We start from the raw sequence: 25,389 nt of genomic DNA, 5'->3' as shown, positions 1-25,389 counted from the left end.
AAGCTGACGATGCGCCTGCTCACCCCCACCCTGATCCTGGCTGCCGCGCTGGCCGCGGGCTGCGCCAGCTACCACGCCGACGCCGCTGACGCGGAGCAGCGCACCGCCGACGATCTGCGCAACGCAGGCGCCGGCAGCACCACCGCCGCGCGAGATGCCCAGACCCGTGCCAACCGCCACCGACAGTCGGCGCAGTGCCAGGACGCGCTGGAGTGCACGCTGGATGTCCTCGGCCAGGTGGTCCTGGGCCTGCTGGGCGCCAAGGATTAGGCCGCCGTCGCCCGTGTTGCGTCGCGCTGCCGGCCGGCCAGGCGAGCGCGCAGGATCTCTCGAAAGCAGCATGCCTGTGTCGTTACGCCGCGACTGAGGTGTGCAGATAACGGGCTGATGACCTGTTGTACTGGACGCTTTCGGCATGGGTTGGCGGCGATCCTGTGGGTGGGGCTCACCTGGACATCGTCCGCTCAGGCGGACCAGCAGCGGTTCAGGGCACTCGAAGCACTGGGGTATGACGATCCCAAGCGGGCCGCGGTCGCGGCCAACCAGGAGGTGCTGGCCTCAGCCGGCGACGAGTCCCGCTTCTGGGCCCTGCTGGCCCGGGGGCGTGCCGAGGACCTGCTGGAGCTGGAGGCCGAGCCTGTGCAGTCGTATGCGCAGGCCGAGCAGATCCTCACGCGCTGGACGGGTGCCACGACAGCGCACCGTCTGTGGCTGGCCAGCAGCCGCCTGCTGACTGGCCGGCGTGTCGACACGCCTGAGGAGTCGCGCTCGCGCCTGGACAGCCTGAAGCGCCAGCTGGCTGGGGTGGACGACCCCTTGCTGGCCTGCGACGTCAAGGAATCCGAGCTGGACATCCTGATCGACATCGGCAGCCTCGATGAAGCCTGGCTGGTGGCCGAGGACTGGGAGCGCTGCGCGCGGGCGCTCAACGAGCCGTTCAAGGAAGCCTGGGCCATTTCGATGTTCGGCACCATCGCGAGCAAGGGCCACGGCCGCAGCCGGGTGGATCCCGACGAGTACTTCGCCAGGGCGCTGGCCGTGGTCGGTGAGCGGCCGGCCCGTACGCTGCGTAACGCCCTGTTGTACCAGCGCGCCGACGCGTTGCGGCTGGTCGGCCGCTGGGACGAGGCCGCCGACCATCTGCGAGCGTCGATCGCCCTGGGCCGGGAGGTCGGTGACGAGGCAGCGATCGCGGCCGGCAGCGCGGGTCTGGCGGAGATTCTTCTGGAGCAGAACAGGCCAGCCGAGGCCCTGCCGTGGATCCGTGAGGCGCGTGCCATTCTTGAGCCGCGCGACGGGGGCTTTCGCATGGTCAACGTCGCCACCTTGCTGGTCTGGGTCTACACCCAGCTCAAGCATCCGGAACTGCCGGCCGCCATGGCGCTGGCGCGGCGCTATGACACGGACACCTCGCCGGGGCCTCACCGTGCCTACCTGGCCCGGGTGCTGGCGGCGGCCCATGCGTCGACGGGCCGATTCAAGGAGGCCTACGCCGAATTGAAACGCGCCGAGGCGCTGGATGACCGACGCCGCCGCTTTGCCGCCGAGGTCCAGAACCTGCGCCTGCAGGCGCGCTACGCGGCTGCCCAGCGCGACGCCGAGAACGCCGACCTGCGCCACCAGAGCGAGACCGCCCGCCTGGCCCTGGTCGCGTAGCAGGCCACCCGGCGCATGCTGTGGGCGACGGTGGCCGCCCTCGTCGTGCTGTTGCTGGCCGCGGCCAGCTGGGCCTGGGCCGGAATCTCGCGGCGTCGCGCGCTGAGCGATCTTGCACTGCGCGACGACCTGACCGGCCAGCCGAACCGGCGCGCCGTGACCCGCTACGCGATGGCGCAGTTCGCGCAGGCCCAGAAACAGGGCACGCCCTTGACCCTGGCCCTGATCGACATCGACCACTTCAAGCGCGTGAACGACCTGCGTGGCCATGCCGGCGGCGATGCCGTGCTGCGCGCGCTGGCGGCGGCCAGCCAGGCGGTGCTGCGGACCGAGGACATGCTGGGTCGCTGGGGCGGCGAGGAATGGCTGCTGGTGCTGCCACGCCTGCAGGTTGATGAACTGCCGGCGGTGTTCGCCCGCCTGCGCAAGCAGTTTGCGCTCACGCCGGCCGAAGGGATCGAGGGCCCGCACGGCGTCAGCTTCTCGATGGGCGGTGCCGAGGTCGGACGGGACACGCCGACCCTGGATGCACTGATCGCGGTGTGCGACGCGCGGCTGTACCGGGCCAAGACCGGCGGCCGCGACCGCCTCTGCCATGGTGACGGCGCCGCCGACGACTCCGCGCCGACCGCGGGCACGGCCACGGTCGTCACCGACTGAAGCGTCAACCGGCGGCCTCGACCACCATCTGCACCCGCTGCTGGCCCTGGAACTCGTCCAGGCTGAGCCGATAGGCCAGGCGCACCGTCTCGTCCACCGGGTCGGCATGGCCGAACCAGATGGCGTCGCGCAACTGGCCGCCGTGGCGCACGCGCAGTTTCAGGTGCTTCTCGCCCACCAGGCGCTGGTTGACCACCTGCACCTGGTCGCAGAACAGCGGCGCCTCGAAGCCCTGGCCCCAGACGGCGGCGTCCAGGCGCTGCACCGTCTCGGCGTTGAAGTACTCCAGCGGCAGCGGGCCGTCGGTGGTGATGGTGCGGGTCAGTGCGTCGGCGGGCAGCCACTCGGCGGCGATGGCGCGCAGGGCGGCGTCGAAGCGGACCACCGCCGCTTCATCGGCCAGCGTGCAGCCGGCAGCCATGGCGTGGCCGCCAAAACGCAGCAGCAGGCCGGCCTCACGCTTGCTGACCAGGTCCAGCGCGTCGCGCAGGTGAAAGCCCGGGATCGAGCGCCCCGAGCCCTTGAGCGCGCCGTCCTGGCCGCGGGCGAAGACAAAGGTGGGGCGGTGCAGGCGGTCCTTCAGACGGCCCGCCACGATGCCGACCACACCTTCATGAAAGCCGGCGTCAAAGAGCACCATCGCCGCCGGCGGCGTGCCCTGGGGCATCCGTTCCTCGACCAGCCGCTCGGCCTGTTCGCGCATGCCGGACTCCACCTCGCGCCGCTCGCGGTTGATCGCGTCGAGCTGCTGCGCCAGCTCAGTGGCGCGGCCCGGGTCCTCGGTCAGCAGGCATTCAATGCCCAGCGTCATGTCGGACAGCCGACCGGCGGCGTTGATGCGGGGGCCCAGCGCGAAGCCGAAATCGAAAGCGCTGGCGCGATCGGGCCGGCGCGAGGCGGCGCTGAACAGCGCCGCCACCCCCGGCTGCATCTGGCCGCGGCGGATGCGTTTCAGGCCCTGGGCCACCAGGCGGCGGTTGTTGTCGTCCAGGCGCACCACATCGGCCACGGTGCCCAGGGCCACCAGGTCAAGCAGGCTGTCCAGGCGCGGCTGGTTGGCGGCATCAAAGGCACCGCGCGTGCGCCGCTCGGCCCGCAGCGCCAGCAGCACATAGAACATCACACCCACGCCGGCCAGCGCCTTGCTGGCAAAGCCGCAGCCGGGCTGGTTGGGATTGACCACGGCCTCGGCCGGCGGCACCACCGGCTGGCCGTCGACCACCGCGGGCAGGTGGTGGTCGGTCACCAGCACCTTCAGGCCGCGCGCCTGGGCATGGGCCACGCCGGTCAGGCTGGCAATGCCGTTGTCCACCGTCAGCAGCCAGTCGGGCTGGTGCTGCTCGATCGCCAGGTCGACGATGGCCGGGGTCAGGCCGTAGCCGTGCACGGCGCGGTCGGGCACCACGTAGCGCAGTTGTCCGGCCTGTGCGCCCAGCAGCGCCAGGCCGCGCAGCGCCACGGCGCAGGCGGTGGCGCCGTCGCAGTCGTAGTCGGCCACCACGCACAGGCGCTGGCCTTGCTCGATCGCGTCGGCCAGCAGGCGGGCGGCGTCGGTGGCGCCCTTCATCGTGGCGGGCGGCAGCAGCTGGGTCAGGGTGTCGTCCAGCGCGGCGGCGTCGCGGATGCCGCGGCCGGCGAACAGGCGCGCCAGCAGCGGGTGCTGGCCCTGCTGCTCCAGGGCCCAGGCGGCGCGCGGATCGACCTCGCGGGTGACGATGCGGGGGCCGTTCATCACAGCGCTCCCAGCAGCTCGGCCAGGTCCACCGGACCGGCCGGCCACAGGCGCCACCAGGGCCGTGGCGGCGCGGCGCTGCCATCCAGCTGCAGCGCGCAGCGCTCGCCGCACAGCCACAACTGCAGCGGCTCAGCGGCGCGCACACGGCGCTCGGCCTCGGCCAGCGGGCCGGCGTCCAGGGCCTGCCAGGCCTCGGCCCAGGCGGTCCAGTCCTCGGCCAGCGCGGGGCCGCGCAGGCGCTCGTCGACCTGAAGCAGCGCGGCATCGGCCAGCGCAGCGGCCGCACCGGTGCCGCTCAGCCAGAAGGAGTTGACCGGCAACTGCCGGCGCGCCTCGCGGGCCTCGTTCAGCGGGTGGCGGTGCAGCAGCATCTGCACCTCGGCCTGCAGGCGGCGCAGCGGGCGATTCAGCGGATGGGTGTTCAGCCACAGGTCGACGTTGCGTCCCACCACGCGGTCCAGCGAGGCGCTGGGCAGCTGGGCCAGGCTGGGGTGGGTCAGGTACCAGCGACTCGGGGCGCCCCACAGCAGGCGCCAGCCGTCGTCCTCGAACAGCGGACGCACGGCGTCGAACAGCGTGCGCGAGTCGGCCTCGTCCAGGCCCAGCTCGGCGGGGTCGGTCAGCGAGACCTGCTCGGTGCCCACATGCCAGTGCGTGGGGCTGAGCAGGGCCCAGCCGCTGCCGGTGTCGGCAGGCAGGCCATCGGCCCGCGCGCCGTGGGCGGCCAGGGGCAGCAGGCCATCGGCCACCGCGGGCCAGCCCAGGGCCTGGGCGATGGCGCGTTCATGCGGCGTATTCAGGCTCAGCTCGTCGCCGTCATGGCGCACGCGGCGGCAGCGCGACAACAGGGACTGCAGGTGGGGGAGGGTGAGGGCACCGGCCGCCTGACGGGCGGCGGGAGACAGCGAGGAGGCGAAGGGAAGCACGAGGTGCATCGCCGAATTATCCGGGCACCCAGGGTTACAAGGAAACGCCGGGCCGCCCCAAGTTTCCTTGACCCCCTCGGGGGGCGGGCTGGGCGCAGCCCGGCCCAGGGGGCCTTCACGGTAGCATGCACGGATGTTCTCGCCCGGGTCTGCCCCGTTCGAGTGGCAGGTCGGCTGGCGCTACACCCGCGCTGGACGGGCCGGCCGCCGCAACGGCTTCATCTCCTTCATCTCCTTCGTCTCGGTCGTCGGCATTGCGCTGGGCGTGGCGGCGCTGATCATCGTGCTGTCGGTGATGAACGGCTTCCAGACCGAGGTGCGCGACCGCATGCTGGCCGCGATCGCCCACATCGAGGTGCACTCGGCCGACGGCGCCGCGCTGCCCGACTGGCCCGCGCTGGCCGCGCAGGCCAAGGCCGAGCCCGGTGTGCGGGCCGCGGCGCCCTTCGTGGCGGTGCAGTCGCTGCTGGCGCGCGGTGAGCTGATGCGCGGCGCCGTGGTGCGCGGCGTGCTGCCCGAGCAGGAAGCGCAGATCACCGAGCTGGCCGCCGGCCTGGCGCGTGATGGCACGCTGGCCCAGTTGCAGCCGGGCGCCTGGCGCATCATGCTGGGCGGTGAGCTGGCGCGTGCGCTGGTCGTGCGCGTGGGCGATCCGGTCACGCTGATCGCGCCCGGTGGCCAGGTCACGCCGGCGGGCGTGACGCCGCGGCTGAAGCAGTTCACCGTGGCCGGCATCTTCAGCGTCGGACACTACGAGTACGACAGCGCGCTGGCCCTGATCCACCTGGACGATGCCGCGCGCCTGTACCGCACCGACGGCGCCACCGGCCTGCAACTGCGCCTGGACGACGTGCAGCAGGCGCGCCACATCGGCGCTGCGCTGACCGAGCGCCTGGGCCCCGGCGTGCTGGTGCGCGACTGGACCCGCACCAACGCCGCCTGGTACGACGCCGTGCAGATCGAGAAGCGCATGATGGGCATCATCCTGACGCTGATCGTGGCGGTGGCGGCCTTCAACCTGGTGTCCACGCTGGTGATGACGGTCACCGACAAGCGTGCCGACATCGCCATCCTGCGCACGCTGGGGGCCAGCCCGCGATCGATCATGGGCATCTTCGTCGTGCAGGGCGCCACGGCCGGCGTGATCGGCACACTCAGCGGCGTGCTGCTGGGGCTGCTGGTGGCCTTCAACGTGGGGGCGATCGTCGGCGCCATCGAGCGGCTGCTGGGTGTGGCCTTCCTGCCGGGCAGCATCTACGTCATCACCCGCATGCCCAGCCAGCCGCTGGCGGCGGACATCGTGCCGATCGCGCTGATCTCGCTGGCGCTGGCCTTCCTGGCCACGCTCTACCCCAGCTGGCGCGCCAGCCGCATCAACCCGGCCGAGGCGCTGCGCTATGAGTGAGCCGGTCCTGGAAGCCCGCGCGCTGGCCAAGCGCTTCACGGAGGGGCCGCTGGATGTCAGTGTGCTGCGACAGGTTGATCTGCGCCTGATGGCCGGTGAGACCGTGGCCATCGTCGGCGCCTCGGGTTCGGGCAAGAGCACGCTGCTGCACCTGCTGGGCGGGCTGGATGCGCCCAGCAGCGGCCAGGTGCGGCTGATGGGCCAGGACCTGACGGCGCTGTCCGGCGCCGCCCAGGGCGTCTGGCGCAATCGCCACCTGGGTTTCGTCTACCAGTTCCACCACCTGCTGCCGGAGTTCACGGCGCTGGAGAACGTGGCGATGCCGTTGCGCATCCGCCGCGAGCCGTCCGAGCAGGCCCTGGTCCGCGCCCGCGAGGCGCTGGCCGAGGTGGGGCTGGCCGAGCGCGTGGCGCACCGGCCATCCGAGCTGTCGGGCGGCGAGCGCCAGCGCGTGGCGCTGGCCCGCGCGCTGGTCAGTCAGCCGGCCTGCGTGCTGGCCGACGAGCCCACCGGCAACCTCGACCGCGACACTGCTGAGCGCGTCTTCACGCTGATGCTCGACCGCGCCCGCGAGCGCGGCATTGCCTTTGTGCTGGTCACGCATGACCCGGCGCTGGCGGCGCGCTGCCAGCGGCAGCTCCGGCTGCAGGATGGCGTGCTGGTCTGACCGGCATGTGGATCGACACCCACTGCCATCTGGACGCGCCGGAGTTCGACGCTGACCGCGCCGCGGTGGTGGCGCGGGCGCGGGCGGCTGGCGTGTCGATGCAGGTGCTGCCTGCGGTGGAAGTGGCGAACTTCGACACCGTGCGCCACCTGGCCCACGAGCATGGCCTGGCCTACGCGCTGGGCATCCACCCGCTGTATGTGGACCGCGCGGCGGACGAGGACCTGGACCGGCTGCAGCAGGCCCTGGCCATGCACCGCGACGACCCGCGCCTGGTGGCCGTAGGCGAGATCGGCCTGGACCACTTCGTACCCGGCCTGAACCGCGACCGCCAGCAGCGCTTCTACACCGCGCAGCTGAAGCTGGCGCGCGACGCTGGTCTGCCGGTGATCCTGCATGTGCGGCGCAGTGCCGATGCACTGCTGGCCGGATTGCGGCGCGTGGACGTGCCGGGCGGCATCGCCCATGCGTTCAACGGCAGCCGACAACAGGCCGAGGTCTTCGCCGGCCTGGGTTTTGCGTTGGGCTTTGGCGGGGCCATGAGCTTCGAGCGCGCACTCAATGTCCGCGCCCTCGCTGTGGCGGTGGACGCCAGCGTGCCGGTGCTGGAGACCGATGCGCCCGACATTGCGCCGCAGTGGCTGTACCGCACCGCTGCGCAGCGGGCCGCCGGCCAGACCAGCCGCAATGAGCCGGCCGAGTTGCCGCGCATGGCTGCCGTGCTGGCCGATCTGCGGGGCTGGACGCTCACTGAAACGGCCGAGCACTGCGCCAGCAATGCGCGCCGGGTGCTGCCGCGACTCGTCGGGCGCTGGTGATTCTCGGGATAGTACGAGCAGCCCGGCAGCGCGACACTCGGCCCACTCCACCCCCTGCGAGGACATCAGCATGTTGATCCGCTCGATCCTGGCCGCCGCCGCGGCCTGTGTGTTCGCCAGCACCGCTGCACTGGCCGGCCCTGGTGCGCTGCGCTATGAGTTGCGCGCCCAGCCGGTGGACGCCAGCATCACCGCGGCGGCCCGCGGTGGGGAGGTGATCACGGCCGAAGGCGCGCCCTGGGTGCGCCTGCTGTTCAAGCGGCTGGAGCTGCAACCTGGTGTGACGCTGCGCATCACCTCGCTGCAGGACGGTGCGCAGCAGAATCTGAACGCGCGCAGCGCGCGTGACTGGCGCCAGACCTCGGCGTACTTCAACGGCGCCTCGGTGCGGGTCGAATTGGTCGGCGCGCGGCCCGGTCAGCGCAACCGGGTCGAAATCGCCCAGTTGATGGTTGGTCAGGCCCAGCCCGAGAGTCAGTGCGGCCCCACCGATGACCGCGTGGCCTCCAACGTCGCCAACCGGGCCCGCCTGCTGGATGTGGGCTGTACCGCCAACTTGATGGCCAACGGCTGTTTCATCACGGCCGGTCATTGCCTGAGCACCGCTTCGCTGGTCGACGTGGTCGAGTTCAACGTGCCGCTGTCCAACAGCAATGGCTCGCTGAACCATCCCCCGCCGTCCGATCAGTATGTGCCCACCGCCAACCGCCAGTTCACCAATGGCGGCATCGGCAATGACTGGGGCGTCTTCACCGTCAGCCCCAACAGCGAGACCGGCCTGACCCCGCTGCAGGCCCAAGGTCCCGGTCTGTCGCTGGCCAGCACCGTGCCCGCGGTCGGACAGACCGTGGAGATCGTCGGCTATGGCGTGGACAGCGGCACGGCCAACCAGACGCAGCAGGTCCACAGTGGCGCGATCACCTCCGTCAGTACCTCGCTCAACCGGCTGCAGTACAAGGTGGACACCACCGGCGGCAACAGTGGCTCGGCGGTGCTGCAAAGTGGCGAGGTCGTCGCCATCCACACCCACGCCGGCTGCAACACCGATGGCTCCGGCGCCAACCAGGGCACGTTGTTCACTCACCCGGGCTTCCAAAGCGGCTACGCGGCGGTGTGCGGTGGCGCTACGCCCCCGACCTGCAACGATGTCATCAAGCTCAAGGCGAGTTGCACGGCAGGCAAGCTGGTGGCCACCTTGCTGCTGGCCGACGACAGCCACTCGGGCCAGACGGTCACCATGACCGTGGACGGCGCGTCCTTCGATGTCCCGATCTCGGGCAGCCGGGCCAAGCTGGTGCGCAAGAACCAGTCCACCGGCAGCCATGTCGTGCAGCTGACCGAGCCGGCCAGCTGCAACATCAGCAAGACCGTGTCGTGCCAATGACCGGCTGATGCCCTCCGGGCACCTGGCCCGCCGCGGCTGCGGCGAGAATGGCCAGGTGCTGGTCGGTCTGCCACCTGTCGTCTCGCCCGCCACCCGTTTTCTGCTGCTGGGCAGCTTTCCGGGGGCGGCGTCGTTGCGGGCGGGCCAGTACTACGCGCACCCGCGCAACCAGTTCTGGCCGCTGGTGGGGGCGCTGCTGGGTGAAGACCTGGTCGCACTGGACTACGCCCAGCGGCTGGAGCGGCTGCGCCAGCGTGGCCTGGGTCTGTGGGATGTCTACGCGGCCTGCGAGCGCGAAGGCAGCCTCGACAGTGCCATCCGCCAGCCCCAGCCCAACGACCTGGCCGCGCTGGTGGCCGGGTTGCCGCGCTTGCGCGGCATCGCCCACAACGGCGGCGAGTCGGCGCGCGCGATGCGCGTGACCCGTGCGCTGGGCCTGCCGGTCTTCCGCCTGCCCTCCACCAGCCCGGCCAACGCCAGCTGGTCCTTTGAACGCAAACGGGCGGCCTGGGCCGAGGCCTTCGCCGCCACTGGACTGATCCCATGACCCGCAAGAAGCCGCCCCAGGACCTGGTTGGTGCCACGATGTCCGAGAGCGATGGCGTGCGCTACCTGCACCTCGACTCGATCTGGATCCAGGGCGCGATGCGCATTGCCCGGCCCGACCACCTGGAGCTGGAGTACATCCAGCGCATGATGGCCTGGATGCTGTGGCGTCCCGAGGACGAGGTGACCGAGGGCCATGCCGTGCAACTGGGCCTGGGTGCCGCTGCGATCACGCGGTTTTGCCACCGTCGGCTGAAGATGCGGACCACGGCGGTGGAGCTCAATCCCAGTGTCATCCAGGCCTGCCGGCTGTGGTTTCGCCTGGGAGCCGATGACGAGTTGCTGAGTGTGGTGCAGACCGATGCCGGTGCCTGGGTGGCACAACCCGCGCAGCGTCACACGGCCCAGGTTCTGAGCGTCGACCTGTATGACCACGATGCCGCCGCGCCGGTGTTGGACGACGAGGCCTTCTACAGCGCCTGCCGCGATGTGCTGGACGAGGGCGGGCTGATGACCGTCAACCTCTTTGGCCGTGACAGCAGCTTTGCCCGCAGTGCCGGCCTGGTGGCCCAGGTCTTCGGCCTGGACCAGGTCTGGAGCCTGCGGCCCACGCGCGAGGGCAACACTGTGCTGGTGGCCGGCCGTGGCGTGCAGGTGCCCGATCGCGACACGCTGACGCGCCGTGCCGAGCGCATCGAGGAACGCTGGGGCCTGCCGGCGCGCAAATGGCTGCGCATGGTGCGGCCCTTGGACCCGGCCCAACTGCTAAGCTGAGGCCATGAGCACCGCGCCCCGCACCGCCCGTTCGCCCGCCTTCCATGGGCGCCTGGACCTGCGCCACCTGCTGCGCTGGTTGCGCGACGACGGTCTGCTGCCCGACGACGAGGCCGAGCGCCTGGCGCGGCGCTTTGGCTCCACCGACTCCAGCCTGCATCCACTGACCCGCCTGGCCGGTGCCGGCCTGGCCGACCGGCGCGACGGCCGCGCGCTGGACAGCGAGGCGCTGGCGCAGTGGTTGGCACGGCGCGCCGGCCTGCCCTTTCTGAAGATCGATCCGCTGCGGGTGGACGCTGGCCGGGTGACCGAGGTGATGTCGCAGGCTTACGCCGAAAGCCGTCGTGCCTTGCCGGTGGCCGTGAGTCCCGCTGAGGTGACCGTGGCGACCTGCGAGCCCTTTGACCGCGGCTGGGTGAGCGAAATCGAGGCCCACACCCGCCGCCGTTTGACGCTGGTGGTGTGCACGCCCGAAGACCTGTCGCGCTATACGAGCGAGTTCTACCGAGTGGCGCAGAACGTGCACGTGGCGCGCAAGAGCGGCGAGGGCGTGGGCGGCACCCACACCTTCGAGCAACTGGTCGACCTGAAGGCGCGTGACAACCTGGACGCCAACGACCAGGGCGTGATCCAGCTCGTCGACTGGCTGTGGCAGTACGCCTTCGAGCAGCGGGCCAGCGACATCCACCTCGAGCCGCGGCGCGACATCGGCGTGGTGCGCTTTCGCATTGACGGGGTGCTGCACCCGGTGCACCAGGTGCCGGCCGCGGTGATGGCGGCGATGACCGCGCGCATCAAGCTGCTGGGCCGCATGGACGTGATCGAGCGGCGCCGGCCGCAGGACGGCCGCATCAAGACGCGCCGGCCTGACGGCGCCGGTGGCGGCGAGGTGGAGATGCGCCTGTCCACACTGCCCACCGCCTTCGGCGAGAAGGTGGTGATGCGCATCTTCGATCCCGGCACAGTGGACAAGCCCTTTGATGCGCTGGGCTTCAGCGCCGACGAGGCGCGGCGCTGGAACGCGCTGATCGCGCGGCCGCACGGCATCGTGCTGGTCACCGGTCCCACCGGCTCGGGCAAGACCACCACGCTGTACTCCACGCTGAAGAAGCTGGCCACCGAGGAGGTCAACGTCTGCACGGTGGAGGACCCGATCGAGATGATCGAGCCCAGCTTCAACCAGACCCAGGTGCAGCCGGTGGTCGAGCTGGGCTTTGCCGAGGGCCTGCGCGCCCTGATGCGCCAGGACCCGGACATCATCATGGTGGGCGAGATCCGCGACCTGGAAACCGCCGAGATGGCCATCCAGGCCGCGCTGACCGGCCACCTGGTGTTCAGCACCCTGCACACCAACGATGCACCGTCGGCGATCACGCGGCTGGTCGACCTGGGCGTGCCGCCCTACCTGATCTCGGCCACGGTGATCGGCGTGCTGGCCCAGCGCCTGACCCGCTCGCTGTGCCGCGAATGCCGGCAGCCGGATCCCACGGTCAGCGCCGAGCTGGCCACCGAGTACGCCGCGCCCTGGCGGCCCCTGGCCGAGCCGCGGGCCTGGCGGCCGGTGGGTTGTCCAGCCTGTCGCCAGACTGGTTACCGTGGCCGCACCGCGCTGTATGAACTGATGGAGCTGTCCGAGTCCTTGCGCAGCACGATGCATCCGCAGCTCGACGAGCCCGCGCTGCGCCGCGCCGCCGTGCAGGCCGGTCTGCGGCCACTGCGCATGGTGGGCCTGGACAAGGTGGGACGCGGCGAGACCACGCTCGAAGAAGTCCTGAGAAGCACGCCGCGCTGGGAGGTCTGACCGGGTTTTCCCCAGGCGGAGCTACGTGTTGACCGCAGGTGGGCCCGGCAGGGCGCTTCCTAGAATGCTGGCAAACCCATCTTCGAGGAGAGTGTCCCCATGCATATCAAGAGCCAGAAAGATTTCTGGTCGGGGCTGATGTTCGTGGCCGTTGGCGTCGGTTTCGCCTGGGGTGCCACCGAATACAGCTTCGGCAGCTCGGCCCGCCCGGGTCCCGGCTACTTCCCGTTCGGTCTGGGCATTCTGCTGGCCATCCTGGGTGGCATGGTGCTGTTCAAGGCCCTGACCATCGAGACCCATGACGGCGAGCCCGTGGGCGCCTTCGCCTGGCGGCCGCTGTTCGTCATCCTGGGCTCGGTCGCCCTGTTCGGCGTGCTGCTGCCGCGCGTCGGCATGCTGATCGCGCTGCCGCTGCTGGTGGTGCTGTCCAGCCTGGCATCCGATGAGTTCACCTGGAAGGGTTCCCTCATCAATGCCGTGGTGCTGACCGCGCTGTCCTGGGTGGTCTTCATCAAGGGCCTGTCGCTGACCATTCCGCTGCTGCCGGGCGCCTGAGGACACACACCATGGATCTGCTCAACAACCTCAGCCTGGGCTTTGCCACGGCCTTCACCGTCACCAACCTGCTCTACGCCTTTGGCGGTGCGGTGCTCGGTACCCTGATCGGCGTGCTGCCCGGGCTGGGCCCGGTGGCCACGATCGCGATGCTGCTGCCCAGCATCTATGCGCTGGACGCCACGCCGGCGCTGATCATGCTGGCCGGCATCTACTACGGCGCGCAGTACGGTGGCTCGACCACCGCCATCCTGATCAACGTGCCCGGCGAGTCCAGCTCGGTGGTCACCGCCATCGACGGCTACCAGATGGCCCGCAAGGGCCGCGCCGGTGCCGCACTGGCGGCGGCCGGCCTGGGCTCGTTCTTCGCCGGCTGCGTGGGCACCATCATCATCGCCGCCTTCGCACCGCCGCTGACCGAGCTGGCGTTCCAGTTCGGCCCGGCCGAGTACTTCAGCCTGATGACCCTGGGCCTGATCGGCGCGGTGGTGCTGGCTTCGGGCTCGCTGGTCAAGGCCATCGCGATGATCCTGCTGGGCCTGCTGCTGGGCCAGATCAACACCGACGTCATCTCGGGCACGCCGCGCTACAGCTTCGATATCCCCGAGCTGACCGATGGCATCGGCTTCGTGACGATCGCGATGGGCGTGTTCGGCTTTGGCGAGATCATCGCCAACCTGGGCCGTCCGGCCGAGCACCGCGAGGTGTTCACCAAGCACGTCTCCGGCCTGTGGCCCACCAAGCAGGACTTCGCTGATGCCTTCCCGGCAGTGCTGCGCGGCACCTCGCTGGGATCGATCCTGGGCGTGCTGCCGGGCGGCGGCGCGCTGCTGGCCTCGTTCGCGGCCTACACGGTCGAGAAGAAGACCAAGGGGCGTCCGGGCGAAGTGCCCTTTGGCCAGGGCAACATCCGCGGCGTGGCGGGCCCCGAGTCGGCCAACAACGCCGGTGCGCAGACCAGCTTCATCCCGATGCTGACGCTGGGCATCCCGCCCAACGCGGTGATGGCGCTGATGGTGGGTGCGATGACCATCAAGGGCATCCAGCCCGGCCCGCAGGTGATGAGCAGCAACCCCGAGCTGTTCTGGGGCCTGATCGCCTCGATGTGGATCGGCAACCTGATGCTGGTGATCCTGAACCTGCCGCTGATCGGCATCTGGATCAAGCTGCTGACCGTGCCCTACAAGCTGCTGTTCCCGGCCATCCTGAGCTTTTGCTGCATCGGCCTGTACACGCTGAACAACAACAACTTCGACGTCTACATGGCCACGCTGTTCGGCATCGCCGGCTACGTGTTCTACAAGCTGGGTTGCGAGCCCGCGCCGCTGCTGCTGGGTTTCATCCTGGGTCCGATGATGGAAGAGAACCTGCGCCGCGCGCTGCTGCTGTCGCGCGGCGACTGGGCCACCTTCCTGACCCGGCCGCTGTCGGCGGGCCTGCTGGTCGCGGCAGCGCTGCTGATCGTGGTGGTGATGCTGCCGTCGATCCAGAGCAAGCGCGAGGAAGCGTTCCAGGAGGACTGAGCCCGGACCGAGGACGTCCCTGCGGACGTCCGAGTGCCTGGCGAAGCCGGGACGGCTTGCAAGCCGTCCCGGAGCCGGCGGACCAGGGCGGCAACCCGAGTGCCTGGCGAAGCCGGGACGGCTTGCAAGCCGTCCCGGAGCCGGCGGACCAGGGCGGCAACCCGAGTGCCTGGCGAAGCCGGGACGGCTTGCAAGCCGTCCCGGAGCCGGTTGAACAGGGCGCTGAGCTCCCATGACACTCGCCCCGCCTTGCGCGGGGCTTTTCGTTTCCAGGCGACACTGTCCGGCTGCCGATGAGTGACTCCAGCGCTTCCGCCCTGGCCCCCTTGCAGGGCCGCGTTTTCCGCATGCTGTGGCTGGCTTGGTTGGCCGCCAACATCACCATGTGGACGAACGACGCGGCGGCGGCCTGGCTGATGACCACGCTGACCGACAGCACCACGATGGTGGCGCTGGTGGCCGCGGCATCCACGCTGCCGGTGTTCATGCTGGGCCTGCCCAGCGGCGCGCTGGCCGATCTGCTGGACAGGCGCCTGTACTTTGCCAGCACCCAGCTGTGGGTGGCGGTGGTGGCCTGCGTGCTGGCGGCGGTCTCGCTCTCGGGGGCGATGACTGCGCCGCTGCTGCTGGGGCTGACCTTTGCCAATGGCATCGGGCTGGCGCTGCGCTGGCCCGTGTTCGCGGCCATCGTGCCCGACATCGTGCCCAAGGTGCACCTGTCGCAGGCGCTGGCGCTCAATGGCGTGGCGATGAACCTCTCGCGCATCGTCGGGCCGGTGCTGGCGGGGGTGGTGCTGGCCAGCGCAGGGCCGGGCTGGGTGTTCGTGCTCAACGCGCTGCTGTCGCTGGTGGCCTTCGTGATCATCCTGCGCTGGCGCTCGCAGCAGCGGCGCACCAGCGCCTTGCCGGGCGAGCGCTTCGTGGGCGCGATGCGGGTGGGCCTGCAGCATGTGCGGCAGTCGCCGCCGATGCGGCGGGTGCTGGCGCGTATCTTTCTGTTCTTCCTGCAGACCGCGGCGCTCACCGCGCTGTTGCCGTTGATCGCGCGCGGCCTGGCGGGGCCGCAGCAAGGCGCCCACCTGTTCACGCTGCTGCTGGCCTGCCAGGGCGCCGGCGCGGTGACCGCTGTGATGTTCTTCCCGCGCTGGCGCCAACGTTTCCGGCCCGGCTTCTTCGTCACCGTGGGGCCGCTGGTGCACTCCGCACTGACGCTGCTGATCGCCTTCGCCCCGCACCCCGCGGTGGCGGCGGTGGCGATGGTGCTGGCCGGCATGGCCTGGATCTCGGCGGCCAACACCCTGACCGTGTCGGCGCAGATGGTGCTGCCCGGCTGGGTGCGGGCGCGCGGCATGTCGATCTACCAGATGTGCCTGATGGGTGGCACGGCGGCCGGCGCGGCGCTGTGGGGCCAGGTGGCCGGGCACAGCAGCGTGCGGCATGCGCTGGTGGCCTCGGTGGCGGCGGGCGTGGCGGTGCAACTGCTGCTGCGCCGCTGGCCCCTGATCAGCGACAGCGCGCCCGACCCAAGCCCGGCCCAGCCCACTGGCGGCCTGCCGGAACCCGCGGCGCCGATCGATTCCGAGGCCGGGCCGGTGATGGTGACCGTGGAATACCAGATCGACCCCACCCGCGAGGCTGCGTTCAAGGCCGTGATGCAGCAGACCCGCCAAGCCCGGCTGCGCCAGGGCGCGCTGTCCTGGGGCCTGTTCCAGGATACCTCTGCGCCGGGCCGTTACATCGAGTACTTTGTGGACGAGAGCTGGGTCGAGCACCTGCGTCGCCACGAACGCTTCACCGCCGGCGACATCGGCCTGCGCGAGCAGCGCCTGGCCTTCCATCTGGGCGAAGAGCCGCCCCGCGTGCGCCGCTACATCGATGCCCAGGCCGAGCCCTGACCCTATGATGCCGCGCATGCATGGCACGCTTCGACCCCTCGCACTGATGGCGGTTGGTGCCGCCCTGGCCTCCTGCGGGGGTGGCGACGACGGGCTGGCCATCGGCTTCGCGGCCGAGGCCACGCAGTGGCAGCTGGGCTCGGCCGACTACAGCGACGACACCGCGCCCTCCGAACTGTCGCAGTCCGTGGTGAGCCTGTCTGCGCCGCTGACCGGTCAGGGCCTGCGCCTGGCCGGCCACAACCACAGCGATGACCTGTTCGTCTTCACCGCCCGCCGCATCGACGGCCTGCAGCCTGGGGCGCGCTACCGAGTGCGCTGGGCGCTGCGCATGGTGGCCACGGTGCCCGGTGGCTGCATCGGCGTGGGCGGCGCGCCCGGCGAGGGCGTCACCGTCAAGGCCGGCGCGGCCGGTCGTGCGCCGGCGCGTGTGCGCGAGGGCGCCGAGTGGCGCTTCAACCTGGACAAGGGCGATCAGACCCAGGGTGGCAGCGAATCCATCGTGCTGGGCAATCTCAGCAGCAGCGGCCGCGACTGCGTGGCCGTGCCGCCCGAACTCAAGCCCCTGTCCGGCGTGCAGCCCACCCCGCTGGTGGCCGCGGCCGATGGATCGGCCTGGGTGTGGGTGGGTTTCGACTCGGGCTACGAGGCCGCGTCCGAGCTGATCCTGGTCGATGGCCGACTGACCCTGGAGCCGCTGTGAACCATTCCTTCAACTACCACTGCCACTACCCCAGCGCGCGCCTGCCGGTGTTCGCACGCAACATGGTGGCCACCTCGCACCCGCTGGCCGCGCAGGCCGGCTTGCGCATGCTGGCCGAGGGCGGCAGTGCCGCGGATGCCGTGGTGGCTGCGGCCGCGGTCATGACCCTGGTCGAACCCTGCAGCAACGGCCTGGGCTCGGACGCCTTCGGCATCGTCTGGGACGGCCAGCGCCTGCAGGGCCTGAATGCCTCGGGGCGCGCACCGGCCGCCTGGACGCCGGCCTATTTCCGGCAGCGCCACGGCGAGGCGGTGGCGCCCCCAGCCCGTGGCTGGGACGCGGTGACCGTGCCCGGCATGGTGGCCGGCTGGATGGCGCTGCATCAGCGGCTGGGCCGGTTGCCGTTTGAGCGGCTGATGGCTCCGGCCATCGACATCGCCGAGCGCGGCTATGCGGTGCCGGTGGTGGTGCAGCAGAAATGGGCGGCGGCGGCGCAGGTCGAGTCGTTGGTGCGCCAGCCGGGCTTTGCCGACCTGTTCCTGCCCCGCGGACGCGCGCCGGACGTGGGCGAGCGCTTTGCGATGCCGGGCGCTGCGCGAACGCTGCGCGCGATCGCCCGCAGTGGTGGCGAGGCCTTCTACCGCGGCGAGGTGGCTGCCGCGCTGGCTGCCGCCTCGGCGGCGCAGGGCGGCTCGATGAGTACCGCCGACCTGGCCGGCATGGCGGCGCAGTGGGTCGAGCCGATCGCGGTCGACGCGCTGGGCCACCGCCTGCACGAGATCCCGCCCAACGGCCAGGGCATCACCGCGCTGATCGCGCTGGGCATCCTGCGCCGCTTTGACCTGGGCGCGCTGGACCCCGACGGCCCCGAGGCCGCGCACCTGCAGATCGAGGCGATCAAGCTGGCCTTTGCCGATGTCTACCGCTTCGTCGCCGAGCCCTCGGCCATGACGGTGGGTGTGCAGGACCTGCTGGACGAGGACTACCTGGCTGCGCGCGCGCGCCTGATCGACCCGCGCCGTGCGCAGGTCTTCCAGGCCGGCACGCCGGGCGACGTGCACCGCCGTGGCGGCACGATCTACCTCTGCGCGGCCGACGAGCAGGGCAGGATGGTCAGCTGGATCCAGAGCAACTACATGGGCTTCGGCTCGGGCGTGTGCCTGCCGGACTGGGGCATCAGCTTGCAGAACCGCGGCCATGGCTTCAGCCTGGTCGATGGCCATCCCAACCAGGTGGCGCCGGGCCACCGGCCCTTCCACACCATCATCCCCGGCTTCCTCACCGATGCCGATGGCGCGCCACGCATGGCCTTCGGCGTGATGGGCGCCAACATGCAGCCGCAGGGCCATGTGCAGACCCTGGTGCGCATGCTGGCGCACCGCCAGCAACCGCAGGCCGCCTGTGATGCGCCGCGCTGGCGCTTCAACCAGGGCCTGTCCATCAACACCGAGGCGCACTGGCCGGTGGCTACCGTGGCCGGCCTGGCCGAGCGCGGCCACCAGGTCGAGCCGATCAGCGACAGCTACCAGGACTTCGGCGCCGGCCAGTTCATCTGGCGCCTGGGCGATGCGGCGGTGGACGGCTACGTGGCGGCCAGCGACCCGCGACGCGACGGCGCCGCGGTGGGCTTCTGAATGAGCGGCAGCGCACGCATTTCGGCCTTTGCCTCGGCCCGCGGCGAGCAGCTGTGGCCGGGCATTGTGCTGGCGGCGGCGGGCGCGGTGGCCTTCTCGGGCAAGGCCATCCTGGCCAAGCTGATGTACCGCCATGGCGTGGATGCGGTGACCGTGGTGGCCTGGCGCATGGCGTTGGCGCTGCCGATGTTCCTGGCGCTGGCCTGGTGGGCCAGCCGGGGCCGCGCTGCGCTGACACGGCGTGATTGGGTGGCGGTGTGGGGCCTGGGCTTCTCGGGCTACTACGCCGCCAGCATGCTGGACTTCGCCGGTCTGCAGTACATCAGCGCCAGCCTGGAGCGGCTGATCCTGTACCTGGGCCCGACGATCGTGATGGTGATCTCGGTGCTGTGGTTCAAGCGGCATGTCAGCACGCGCCAGTGGCTGGCGGCCGCCATCAGCTACTCGGGCGCACTGGTGGTCTTCGGCCATGAGCTGACGCTGCAGGGTGGCGCGGTGGCGCTGGGTGCGGCGCTGGTCTTCGGCAGCGCGGTCAGCTACTCGGTCTACCTGGTGGCCAGCGGCGAGGTGGTGGGACGCCTGGGCTCGATGCGCCTGACCGGTCTGGCCAGCAGCGCCGCCTGCGTGCTGTGTCTGCTGCACTTCGCGCTGTTCAAGCCCTGGAGCGCCGCAGCGGTGCCCGCGCCGGTGATGGCCTTGTCGGCGCTGAACGCGGTGGCCTGCACCTTTGCGCCGGTGCTGATGGTGATGATGGCGATCGAGCGCATCGGCTCGGCCATGACCGCCCAGGTGGGCATGATCGGCCCGCTGTCGACGATCGCGATGGGCGTGCTGCTGCTGGACGAGCCCTTCACGCCCTGGCTGCTGGCCGGCACGGTGCTGGTGATGAGCGGGGTGTGGTTGCTCGCCCGTTGGCGATAGGAGAAACCGACATGGACATGGGACTTGCGGGCCGCTGGGCCCTGGTGTGTGCGGCCAGCAAGGGCCTGGGCAAGGGTTGCGCGCAGGCCCTGGCGGCTGAGGGTGTGCGTCTGGTGATCACCGCGCGTGGCACCCAGGCGCTGGAAGCCACCGCGGCCGAGCTGCGCGCCGCCCATCCGGCGATCGAGGTGCGCACGGTGGCCGGCGACATCACCACGCCGGAGGGCCGCGCCGCCGCGCTGGCCGCCTGCCCGCAGATCGACATCCTGGTCAACAACGCCGGCGGACCGCCGCCGGGCGATTTCCGCGACTGGGACCGCGCCGCCTGGATCGCCGCGCTGGACGCCAACATGCTCACGCCGATCGAGCTGATCAAGGCGGTGGTGGATGGCATGGCCGGGCGCGGCTTCGGGCGCATCGTCAACATCACCTCGGGTGCGGTGAAGGCGCCGATCGACATCCTGGGTCTGTCCAACGGCGCGCGCAGCGGCTTGACCGGCTTCGTCGCCGGCCTGTCGCGCCAGCCGCGTCTGGCCAGCCGCAACGTCACGATCAACAACCTGCTGCCCGGCGCCTTCGACACCGACCGCCTGCGCACCACGCTGCAAGGTGCGGCGGCCAAGACGGGGCAGCCGCTGGAGGTGGTGATGGCGCAGCGCAAGCAGGGCGCCCCGGCGCGGCGCTTTGGCACGCCCGAGGAGTTCGGGGCGCTGTGCGCCTTTGTCTGCAGCGCGCAGGCCGGTTTTCTCACCGGCCAGAACCTGCTGATCGACGGCGGCGCCTACCCGGGCAGCTTCTAGTCAAGGGGAGGCAGGCCATGCCGCGCCCGGGCGCGGCTGCAGGCCTCGTCGCCACGGCCCAGCGGTGCCAGCAGGCCGAACTCCCGGCAGGGCGAGGGGCGCCACTCGTAGATGCCGCAGTGGGCTTTCACGCCCACTGTGCCCACCAGGGCCGCGCAGCGCGGCTGGGCGTGGTCGGTGCCGCGCATGCGGCAGGTGCTGTCGGTGAGCTCGACCGTCAGGCCGTCGGGCACACGGCCAAAGCGGCTGTCCAGCTCCTCCACCGAGAAGTCCACCCGGAAGGCGGCGCAGCAGGCGCCGCAGCGGACGCAGGGGTTGTCGGCCTCGGCCACGTCTCAGAAGGGCACGTAGTCGTCGTCGGCCGGGGTCTCGGCGCGCACCACGGTGACGGTGCAGTCCGACTCGGCCACCACCTGCGAGGACACGCTGCCCAGGTAGCGCCGCAGTGCCGACTGGCCGCGCGCGCCCATGACGATGTGATCGACGTGGTTGCGCTTGGCGAAGTCGATGATGGCAGCGGCCGGGTCCGGCGCCTCGAGCACATGAAAGGTCAGCCGACCGTCGTCCAGGTTCAGCGACTTGCTGATCGGCCGCGCCCAGTGCTTGAGGTTGACCAGCTGCTTGACGTGCACGCTGTGGCCCTGCGCATCGACCAGCTCGTCCATGCCGATGCGCGCCGTCTTCATGACGCTGACGCAGGCCAGGCGCGCGCCGGGCTCGGTCAGCACGATGCGGCGCACGGTCTCGCGCAGTTGCTCCAGCAACTGGCTGGAGGCCGAGTCGATGTCGACCGCGGCCATGATGATCGGGCTCTTCTTGACCAGCTCGGCCGCGCTGACGGCGCGGTTGTCGGGCTCGCTGCCCAGCGCGAAGAACCAGCGCTTCATGCGCTTGAAGGCGCTGGACTGCTGCAGGCGCTCGGCGCGCCGCGTCAGCGCGATCTGCGTGGGATTTTGCAGGTCGAGTGAGAGCTGCGCGGCGCTCTGGTAGCGCTGCTCGGGCTTGACCTCCAGGCACTTCAGGATCAGCTCTTGCAGCCAGGGCGGGCAGTCGCTGCGCAGCGCGCGCGGCGGCACCGGGTCGATGTAGAGGCGCTTGCGCAGCCCACCCACGGACGTTGGCGCGCCGAAGGGCCGCTCGCCGGTGGTGAAGTGGTAGAGCATCACGCCCAGCGCGAAGATGTCGCTGCGCGGGTCATTGCGCACGAACTGCACCTGCTCGGGCGACATGTAGGGCCCGGTGCCCATCGGCAGCGTGAACTCCTCGTCCAGCAGGTCGGGCAGGTGGTCGTGGCGCGACAGGCCGAAGTCGACCAGCACCGCGGTGCCGTCCGGGCGGAACAGGATGTTGCTGGGCTTGATGTCCAGGTGCACCACGTTCTGCCGGTGCAGCTCGTGCAGCGCCTGCGCCACGCGCGAGCCGATCTCGACCACCTCGTCCAGCGCCAGCGGCGCCTGGTCCAGGCGCGGACGCAGGGTCTCGCCCGGGATGTGCTCCATGACGATGTGGGGCTGGCGCGTGAAGTCGCCCTTGGCGACGAACCTTGGCACGTGCGGGCCCGAGAGCATCGGCATGATCATGCGCTCGACCTCGAAGCCGACGATCGTGGCCGGGTCCTCGCCGCCCTTGATGCGTGGCACCTTCATGATCAGCGGCATCGGCGGGGTGTCGGCCAGCGGCCGGCCCTGGTCGTCGACGCGCTGCACGCGCCACAGCGTGGCCATGCCGCCCTGGTGCAGACGCTCTTCGAGGCGGAAGCCGTCGATCACCTCGCCCACCTGCAGCACCCGCTGGCCGGCATCCGGCGCCGGCCCCTTGCCGCCGGCAAAGCTGCTGCTACTGTCCATGGGCCAGGCGGTCGGCGAGTCGCTCGGGCAGGCCGGCGGCGCGGATCTTGGCGGCCGCCAGTTCGTGGTCGTAGGGCACGCGCTGGAAGCTCAGGGTCTGCTCGCGCAGATCGAACATCGCGTAGCAGGCGGCCGGGTTGCCATCACGCGGCTGGCCGGCCGAGCCGGGCACGATCAGCCATTGGCGGTGCGGCGGCACTGGAATCGGCACGCCGGGCGTGGGCACAAAATCGCCCGCCTTGCCGGTGCCCGACAGGTGGAACAGCTTGGGCTCGTGCATGTGGCCGCAGAAGGTGTAGTGGCAGGTCGTGGCGTGCAGGCTGCGCACCGCCTCGATCCGGCCCTGGATGTACTCCCACTCGGCCGGCGCAAAGGCGTTGGCGTGCACGAAGAGCATGTCGCCCTCGGTGTGCGACATCGGCCGCTCGGCCAGGAAGGCCAGCTGCTCGGGGTTCAGTTGCGCCCGCGTCCACTCCACCACCTGGCGTGCCTCGGGCCGCATGTTGGGCGAGATGTCCTGCACGCAGCCGGCATCGTGGTTGCCATTGACGGCGATCGCCCCGGCGGCCACGTACTCGCGCACGGTGTCGATCACCCAGCCGGGGTCGGCACCGTAGCCGACATAGTCACCGAGAAAGGCGTAGCGCTGCGCGCCCGCGGCCTTGGCATGGTCCAGCACCGCCTGCACCGCCTCTCGGTTGGCGTGCAGGTCGGTGATCAGGGCGAGTTTCATGGTCTTGTGACCCCTTGTTGTCTCCTGTCAAGCAGCTTGCGCCGGGCGCCTGACAGGACGCTGATCGGCAGCTTGTCTCAGGTCAAGGGTGGGCGACAGGCCTAGCCAATTCGGCCCAGCAAGAGGTACTCCATCAGCGCCTTCTGGACATGCATGCGATTTTGGCTACGGCTCACGTCCGCTGCGCGGACATGACCCTGCGCCGAAACAGGCTGCCGGCCCTGGCGGGCCGCCGGCCCGGCCTTCAGCCGATCCGGCCGAGCAGAAGGTACTCCATGAGTGCCTTCTGCACGTGCATCCTGTTCTCCGCTTCGTCCCAGACCACCGACTGCGGCCCGTCGATCACCTCGGCGGTGACCTCCTCGCCGCGGTGCGCCGGCAGGCAGTGCATGAACAGCGCGTCGGGCTGGGCCACGGCCATCATCTCGGCATCGACGCACCAGTCGGCAAAGGCCTTGATGCGGGCCTCGTTCTCCGCCTCGTAGCCCATGCTGGTCCAGACGTCGGTGGTCACCAGGTGGGCGCCGCGGCAGGCTTCGAGCGGGTTGTCGAAGACCTTGTAGCAGGCGCGGTCGCTGATGCCGGCCACGGCCGGATCCACCTCGTAGCCGCCGGGCGTGCTGACATGCACCGTGAAGCCCAGGATCTCGGCGGCCTGCAGCCAGGTGTTGGCCATGTTGTTGCCGTCACCCACCCAGGCCACCACCTTGCCCTGCAGGCAGCCCAGGTCGTAGCCGCGCGCGCCCACCGGGGCGCGGTGCTCCAGGTAGGTGAACAGGTCGGCCAGGATCTGGCAGGGGTGGAACTCGTTGGTCAGGCCGTTGATCACCGGCACCCGGCTGTGCGCGGCAAAGGTGTTGAGCTTGTCCTGGCCGAAGGTGCGGATCATCACGATGTCGACCATGCGGCTGATCACCCGTGCACTGTCCTCCACCGGCTCGGCGCGGCCCAGCTGGCTGTCGCCGGTGGTCAGGTGCACCACCGAGCCGCCCATCTGGTACATGCCGGCCTCGAAGCTGACGCGGGTGCGGGTGCTGGCCTTCTCGAAGATCATCGCCAGTGTGCGGTCGGCCAGCGGCTGGTATTTCTCGTAATTCTTGAAGCGGCTCTTGATGATGCGGGCGCGCTCGAACAGGTAGGCGTATTCCTCGGCCCGGAAATCCTTGAACTGCAGGTAGTGCTTCATCAGCGTGTCTCCGGGTTTCATGCGCTCTGCTCGGCCAGGAAGGTCTTGATCACCGGCACCAGCAGGCTGACGATCTCGTCGGCCTCGTCCTGCGTGAGGATCAGCGGCGGCACCAGGCGCACCACGGTGTCGGCGGTGACCGACAGCAGCAGGCCGGCTTCCATGGCACGGGTGAGGATCACACCGCAGGGGCGCGTCAGCTCGATGCCCAGCATCAGACCTTCACCGCGCACCTCCTTCACACCGGGCAGCCCGGACAGCTCGCGCTGCAGCGCGGCCTTCAGGTGGGCGCCCACGGCGGCGGCGTTGGCCATCACGCCGTCTTCTTCCATGATCTTCAGCGTGGCGATGCCGGCGCGCATCGACAGCGGGTTGCCGCCGAAGGTGGTGCCGTGGTTGCCGGGGCCGAAGACGTTCAGTGCCTTCGGGCCCACCACCACTGCGCCGATCGGCACGCCCGAGCCCAGGCCCTTGGCCAGCGGCATCACATCGGGGACGATGCCCGCCCACTGGTGGGCAAACCACTTGCCGGTGCGACCGATGCCGCACTGCACCTCGTCGAGCATCAGCAGCCAGCCATTGGCATCGCACAGCGCGCGCACCTCGCGCAGGTAGTCCCAGCGCGCCGGGTTGATGCCGCCCTCGCCCTGGATCGTCTCCAGGAAGACCGCGGTGATGTTGCGGTTGGCGCTGTGGGCGCGCAGCGCGGCGATGTCGTTGAAGGGCACGCGGATGAAACCCTCGACCAGCGGCCCGAAGCCTTCCTGCACCTTGGGGTTGCCGGTGGCGCTGAGGGTGGCGATCGAGCGGCCATGGAAGGCCTTCTCGAAGACGATCACCTCCGGGCGCTCGATGCCCTGGTCATGACCGAACTTGCGGGCGATCTTCAGCGCGGCCTCATTGGCTTCCAGGCCGGTGGAGCAGAAGAAAGCGGCCGACAGGCCCGAGAGCTCGGCCAGCTTGGCGCCCAGCGCCTCCTGCAGCGGGTTCTCGTAGTAGTTGCTGCAGTGGATGAGCTTGCCCATCTGGTCGGTCAGCTCGGCCAGCAGCTTGGGATGGGCATGGCCCAGGGTGTTGACGGCGATGCCGCCCAGGCCGTCCAGGTAGCGTCGGCCCTCGGTGTCCCAGACGCGGCAGCCTCGGCCGTGCGACAGCGCGATCGGCAGCCGGCCATAGGTGTTCATCACGTGGGGCATCGAGGCGGTCATTTCCGGGGGACT

24 protein-coding genes are annotated in these 25,389 nt (G+C 70.5%); 17 read left to right on the top strand and 7 right to left on the bottom strand.

Going from position 1 to position 25,389, the window contains the following annotated elements; genetic code table 11:
• The first annotated feature begins 9 nt into the window (after positions 1-9).
• The 3 genes from KAK06_RS17545 to KAK06_RS17535 all read left to right on the top strand — a co-directional run bounded on the left by KAK06_RS17545 (position 10) and on the right by KAK06_RS17535 (position 2,316).
• Positions 10-270: a hypothetical protein gene (locus KAK06_RS17545; protein WP_210803441.1), complete on the top strand. Its 261-nt coding sequence runs from the start codon at positions 10-12 to the stop codon at positions 268-270.
• Positions 271-549: 279 nt separating this feature from the next.
• Positions 550-1,656: a tetratricopeptide repeat protein gene (locus KAK06_RS17540; RefSeq protein WP_210803440.1), complete on the top strand. Its 1,107-nt coding sequence runs from the start codon at positions 550-552 to the stop codon at positions 1,654-1,656.
• Positions 1,657-1,671: 15 nt separating this feature from the next.
• Positions 1,672-2,316 carry a GGDEF domain-containing protein gene (locus KAK06_RS17535; protein ID WP_210803439.1) on the top strand — a complete coding sequence of 215 codons (645 nt, stop codon included), beginning with the start codon at positions 1,672-1,674 and terminating at the stop codon, positions 2,314-2,316.
• 4 nt (positions 2,317-2,320) lie between these two features.
• Here KAK06_RS17535 and recJ read toward each other — a convergent pair whose 3' ends face one another.
• Both recJ and KAK06_RS17525 read right to left on the bottom strand, forming a co-directional pair.
• The gene (recJ, locus tag KAK06_RS17530) at positions 2,321-4,048 is read right to left on the bottom strand and encodes a single-stranded-DNA-specific exonuclease RecJ (protein WP_210803438.1); all 1,728 of its coding nucleotides are present in this window, start codon (positions 4,046-4,048) and stop codon (positions 2,321-2,323) included.
• Positions 4,048-4,986 (bottom strand): hypothetical protein, encoded by a 939-nt coding sequence (locus KAK06_RS17525; RefSeq protein ID WP_210803437.1) that lies wholly within the window; start codon positions 4,984-4,986, stop codon positions 4,048-4,050. Before KAK06_RS17525 ends, recJ begins: the two co-directional genes overlap by 1 nt.
• 124 nt (positions 4,987-5,110) lie before the next feature.
• On the opposite strand from KAK06_RS17525, the gene KAK06_RS17520 reads away from it, so the two are divergent.
• The 14 genes from KAK06_RS17520 to KAK06_RS17455 all read left to right on the top strand — a co-directional run bounded on the left by KAK06_RS17520 (position 5,111) and on the right by KAK06_RS17455 (position 20,403).
• Positions 5,111-6,382, top strand: a complete 1,272-nt coding sequence (locus KAK06_RS17520) for a lipoprotein-releasing ABC transporter permease subunit (protein ID WP_210803436.1) — start codon at positions 5,111-5,113, stop codon at positions 6,380-6,382.
• Entirely contained in the window at positions 6,375-7,049 is a 675-nt protein-coding gene (lolD, locus tag KAK06_RS17515) for a lipoprotein-releasing ABC transporter ATP-binding protein LolD (protein WP_210803435.1), read from the top strand. The genes KAK06_RS17520 and lolD overlap by 8 nt, the downstream gene beginning before the upstream one ends.
• Positions 7,050-7,054: 5 nt before the next feature.
• Positions 7,055-7,867, top strand: a complete 813-nt coding sequence (locus KAK06_RS17510; RefSeq protein ID WP_210803434.1) for a TatD family hydrolase — start codon at positions 7,055-7,057, stop codon at positions 7,865-7,867.
• Between the two features lie 70 nt (positions 7,868-7,937).
• Entirely contained in the window at positions 7,938-9,251 is a 1,314-nt protein-coding gene (locus KAK06_RS17505) for a trypsin-like serine peptidase (protein ID WP_210803433.1), read from the top strand.
• A 7-nt stretch (positions 9,252-9,258) separates the two neighbouring features.
• A complete protein-coding gene (locus KAK06_RS17500) occupies positions 9,259-9,798 on the top strand; it encodes a DNA-deoxyinosine glycosylase (protein ID WP_210803432.1) in 540 nt (179 codons plus the stop codon).
• Complete coding sequence (locus KAK06_RS17495; protein WP_210803431.1) at positions 9,795-10,571, top strand: class I SAM-dependent methyltransferase; 777 nt, start codon at positions 9,795-9,797, stop codon at positions 10,569-10,571. Before KAK06_RS17500 ends, KAK06_RS17495 begins: the two co-directional genes overlap by 4 nt.
• A gap of 4 nt (positions 10,572-10,575) precedes the next feature.
• Positions 10,576-12,372: a GspE/PulE family protein gene (locus tag KAK06_RS17490; RefSeq protein ID WP_210803430.1), complete on the top strand. Its 1,797-nt coding sequence runs from the start codon at positions 10,576-10,578 to the stop codon at positions 12,370-12,372.
• Positions 12,373-12,471: 99 nt separating this feature from the next.
• Positions 12,472-12,927, top strand: a complete 456-nt coding sequence (locus tag KAK06_RS17485; protein ID WP_210803429.1) for a tripartite tricarboxylate transporter TctB family protein — start codon at positions 12,472-12,474, stop codon at positions 12,925-12,927.
• A gap of 11 nt (positions 12,928-12,938) precedes the next feature.
• Complete coding sequence (locus KAK06_RS17480) at positions 12,939-14,450, top strand: tripartite tricarboxylate transporter permease (protein ID WP_210803428.1); 1,512 nt, start codon at positions 12,939-12,941, stop codon at positions 14,448-14,450.
• Between the two features lie 293 nt (positions 14,451-14,743).
• The gene (locus tag KAK06_RS17475) at positions 14,744-16,345 is read left to right on the top strand and encodes an MFS transporter (RefSeq protein ID WP_210803427.1); all 1,602 of its coding nucleotides are present in this window, start codon (positions 14,744-14,746) and stop codon (positions 16,343-16,345) included.
• Positions 16,346-16,361: 16 nt separating this feature from the next.
• Positions 16,362-17,048: a hypothetical protein gene (locus KAK06_RS17470; RefSeq protein ID WP_210803426.1), complete on the top strand. Its 687-nt coding sequence runs from the start codon at positions 16,362-16,364 to the stop codon at positions 17,046-17,048.
• 62 nt (positions 17,049-17,110) lie between these two features.
• On the top strand, positions 17,111-18,682 hold the full coding sequence (locus KAK06_RS17465) for a gamma-glutamyltransferase family protein (protein ID WP_210803456.1): 1,572 nt from the start codon (positions 17,111-17,113) through the stop codon (positions 18,680-18,682).
• A complete protein-coding gene (locus KAK06_RS17460) occupies positions 18,683-19,603 on the top strand; it encodes a DMT family transporter (protein WP_210803425.1) in 921 nt (306 codons plus the stop codon).
• 11 nt (positions 19,604-19,614) lie between these two features.
• On the top strand, positions 19,615-20,403 hold the full coding sequence (locus KAK06_RS17455; protein ID WP_210803424.1) for an SDR family oxidoreductase: 789 nt from the start codon (positions 19,615-19,617) through the stop codon (positions 20,401-20,403).
• Here KAK06_RS17455 and KAK06_RS17450 read toward each other — a convergent pair.
• The 5 genes from KAK06_RS17450 to KAK06_RS17430 all read right to left on the bottom strand — a co-directional run bounded on the left by KAK06_RS17450 (position 20,400) and on the right by KAK06_RS17430 (position 25,365).
• Positions 20,400-20,735 carry a YkgJ family cysteine cluster protein gene (locus KAK06_RS17450; RefSeq protein ID WP_210803423.1) on the bottom strand — a complete coding sequence of 112 codons (336 nt, stop codon included), beginning with the start codon at positions 20,733-20,735 and terminating at the stop codon, positions 20,400-20,402. The two genes, KAK06_RS17455 and KAK06_RS17450, sit on opposite strands and share 4 nt — an antisense overlap.
• Before the next feature lie 3 nt (positions 20,736-20,738).
• Positions 20,739-22,250: a bifunctional serine/threonine-protein kinase/universal stress protein gene (locus tag KAK06_RS17445; protein ID WP_210803422.1), complete on the bottom strand. Its 1,512-nt coding sequence runs from the start codon at positions 22,248-22,250 to the stop codon at positions 20,739-20,741.
• Positions 22,240-22,983, bottom strand: coding sequence for a metallophosphoesterase family protein (locus KAK06_RS17440; protein ID WP_210803421.1), 744 nt, complete (start codon positions 22,981-22,983; stop codon positions 22,240-22,242). The genes KAK06_RS17445 and KAK06_RS17440 overlap by 11 nt, the downstream gene beginning before the upstream one ends.
• Before the next feature lie 244 nt (positions 22,984-23,227).
• The gene (gene argF / locus KAK06_RS17435; RefSeq protein ID WP_210803420.1) at positions 23,228-24,190 is read right to left on the bottom strand and encodes an ornithine carbamoyltransferase; all 963 of its coding nucleotides are present in this window, start codon (positions 24,188-24,190) and stop codon (positions 23,228-23,230) included.
• Positions 24,187-25,365 (bottom strand): aspartate aminotransferase family protein, encoded by a 1,179-nt coding sequence (locus tag KAK06_RS17430; protein ID WP_375140900.1) that lies wholly within the window; start codon positions 25,363-25,365, stop codon positions 24,187-24,189. Before KAK06_RS17430 ends, argF begins: the two co-directional genes overlap by 4 nt.
• Positions 25,366-25,389 lie beyond the last annotated feature (24 nt).

The organism is Ideonella aquatica (genome assembly GCF_018069755.1).
Classification (GTDB): Bacteria; Pseudomonadota; Gammaproteobacteria; order Burkholderiales; family Burkholderiaceae_C; genus Ideonella; species Ideonella aquatica.
This window is presented reverse-complemented; position numbering and strand designations above follow the sequence as displayed.

Excerpts from the sequence above, each read along its gene's own strand:
- KAK06_RS17470 (WP_210803426.1), top strand. The coding sequence starts at position 16,362 with ATGCATGGCACGCTTCGACCCCTCGCACTGATGGCGGTTGGTGCCGCC.
- KAK06_RS17465 (WP_210803456.1), top strand. The coding sequence starts at position 17,111 with ATGGTGGCCACCTCGCACCCGCTGGCCGCGCAGGCCGGCTTGCGCATG.
- lolD (WP_210803435.1), top strand. The coding sequence starts at position 6,375 with ATGAGTGAGCCGGTCCTGGAAGCCCGCGCGCTGGCCAAGCGCTTCACG.
- KAK06_RS17485 (WP_210803429.1), top strand. The coding sequence starts at position 12,472 with ATGCATATCAAGAGCCAGAAAGATTTCTGGTCGGGGCTGATGTTCGTG.
- KAK06_RS17460 (WP_210803425.1), top strand. The coding sequence starts at position 18,683 with ATGAGCGGCAGCGCACGCATTTCGGCCTTTGCCTCGGCCCGCGGCGAG.
- recJ (WP_210803438.1), bottom strand. The coding sequence starts at position 4,048 with ATGAACGGCCCCCGCATCGTCACCCGCGAGGTCGATCCGCGCGCCGCC.
- KAK06_RS17505 (WP_210803433.1), top strand. The coding sequence starts at position 7,938 with ATGTTGATCCGCTCGATCCTGGCCGCCGCCGCGGCCTGTGTGTTCGCC.
- KAK06_RS17500 (WP_210803432.1), top strand. The coding sequence starts at position 9,259 with ATGCCCTCCGGGCACCTGGCCCGCCGCGGCTGCGGCGAGAATGGCCAG.
- KAK06_RS17480 (WP_210803428.1), top strand. The coding sequence starts at position 12,939 with ATGGATCTGCTCAACAACCTCAGCCTGGGCTTTGCCACGGCCTTCACC.
- KAK06_RS17490 (WP_210803430.1), top strand. The coding sequence starts at position 10,576 with ATGAGCACCGCGCCCCGCACCGCCCGTTCGCCCGCCTTCCATGGGCGC.
- KAK06_RS17510 (WP_210803434.1), top strand. The coding sequence starts at position 7,055 with ATGTGGATCGACACCCACTGCCATCTGGACGCGCCGGAGTTCGACGCT.
- KAK06_RS17430 (WP_375140900.1), bottom strand. The coding sequence starts at position 25,365 with ATGCCCCACGTGATGAACACCTATGGCCGGCTGCCGATCGCGCTGTCG.
- KAK06_RS17525 (WP_210803437.1), bottom strand. The coding sequence starts at position 4,986 with ATGCACCTCGTGCTTCCCTTCGCCTCCTCGCTGTCTCCCGCCGCCCGT.
- KAK06_RS17520 (WP_210803436.1), top strand. The coding sequence starts at position 5,111 with ATGTTCTCGCCCGGGTCTGCCCCGTTCGAGTGGCAGGTCGGCTGGCGC.
- KAK06_RS17535 (WP_210803439.1), top strand. The coding sequence starts at position 1,672 with ATGCTGTGGGCGACGGTGGCCGCCCTCGTCGTGCTGTTGCTGGCCGCG.
- KAK06_RS17440 (WP_210803421.1), bottom strand. The coding sequence starts at position 22,983 with ATGAAACTCGCCCTGATCACCGACCTGCACGCCAACCGAGAGGCGGTG.
- KAK06_RS17455 (WP_210803424.1), top strand. The coding sequence starts at position 19,615 with ATGGACATGGGACTTGCGGGCCGCTGGGCCCTGGTGTGTGCGGCCAGC.
- KAK06_RS17475 (WP_210803427.1), top strand. The coding sequence starts at position 14,744 with ATGAGTGACTCCAGCGCTTCCGCCCTGGCCCCCTTGCAGGGCCGCGTT.
- KAK06_RS17495 (WP_210803431.1), top strand. The coding sequence starts at position 9,795 with ATGACCCGCAAGAAGCCGCCCCAGGACCTGGTTGGTGCCACGATGTCC.
- argF (WP_210803420.1), bottom strand. The coding sequence starts at position 24,190 with ATGAAACCCGGAGACACGCTGATGAAGCACTACCTGCAGTTCAAGGAT.
- KAK06_RS17445 (WP_210803422.1), bottom strand. The coding sequence starts at position 22,250 with ATGGACAGTAGCAGCAGCTTTGCCGGCGGCAAGGGGCCGGCGCCGGAT.
- KAK06_RS17545 (WP_210803441.1), top strand. The coding sequence starts at position 10 with ATGCGCCTGCTCACCCCCACCCTGATCCTGGCTGCCGCGCTGGCCGCG.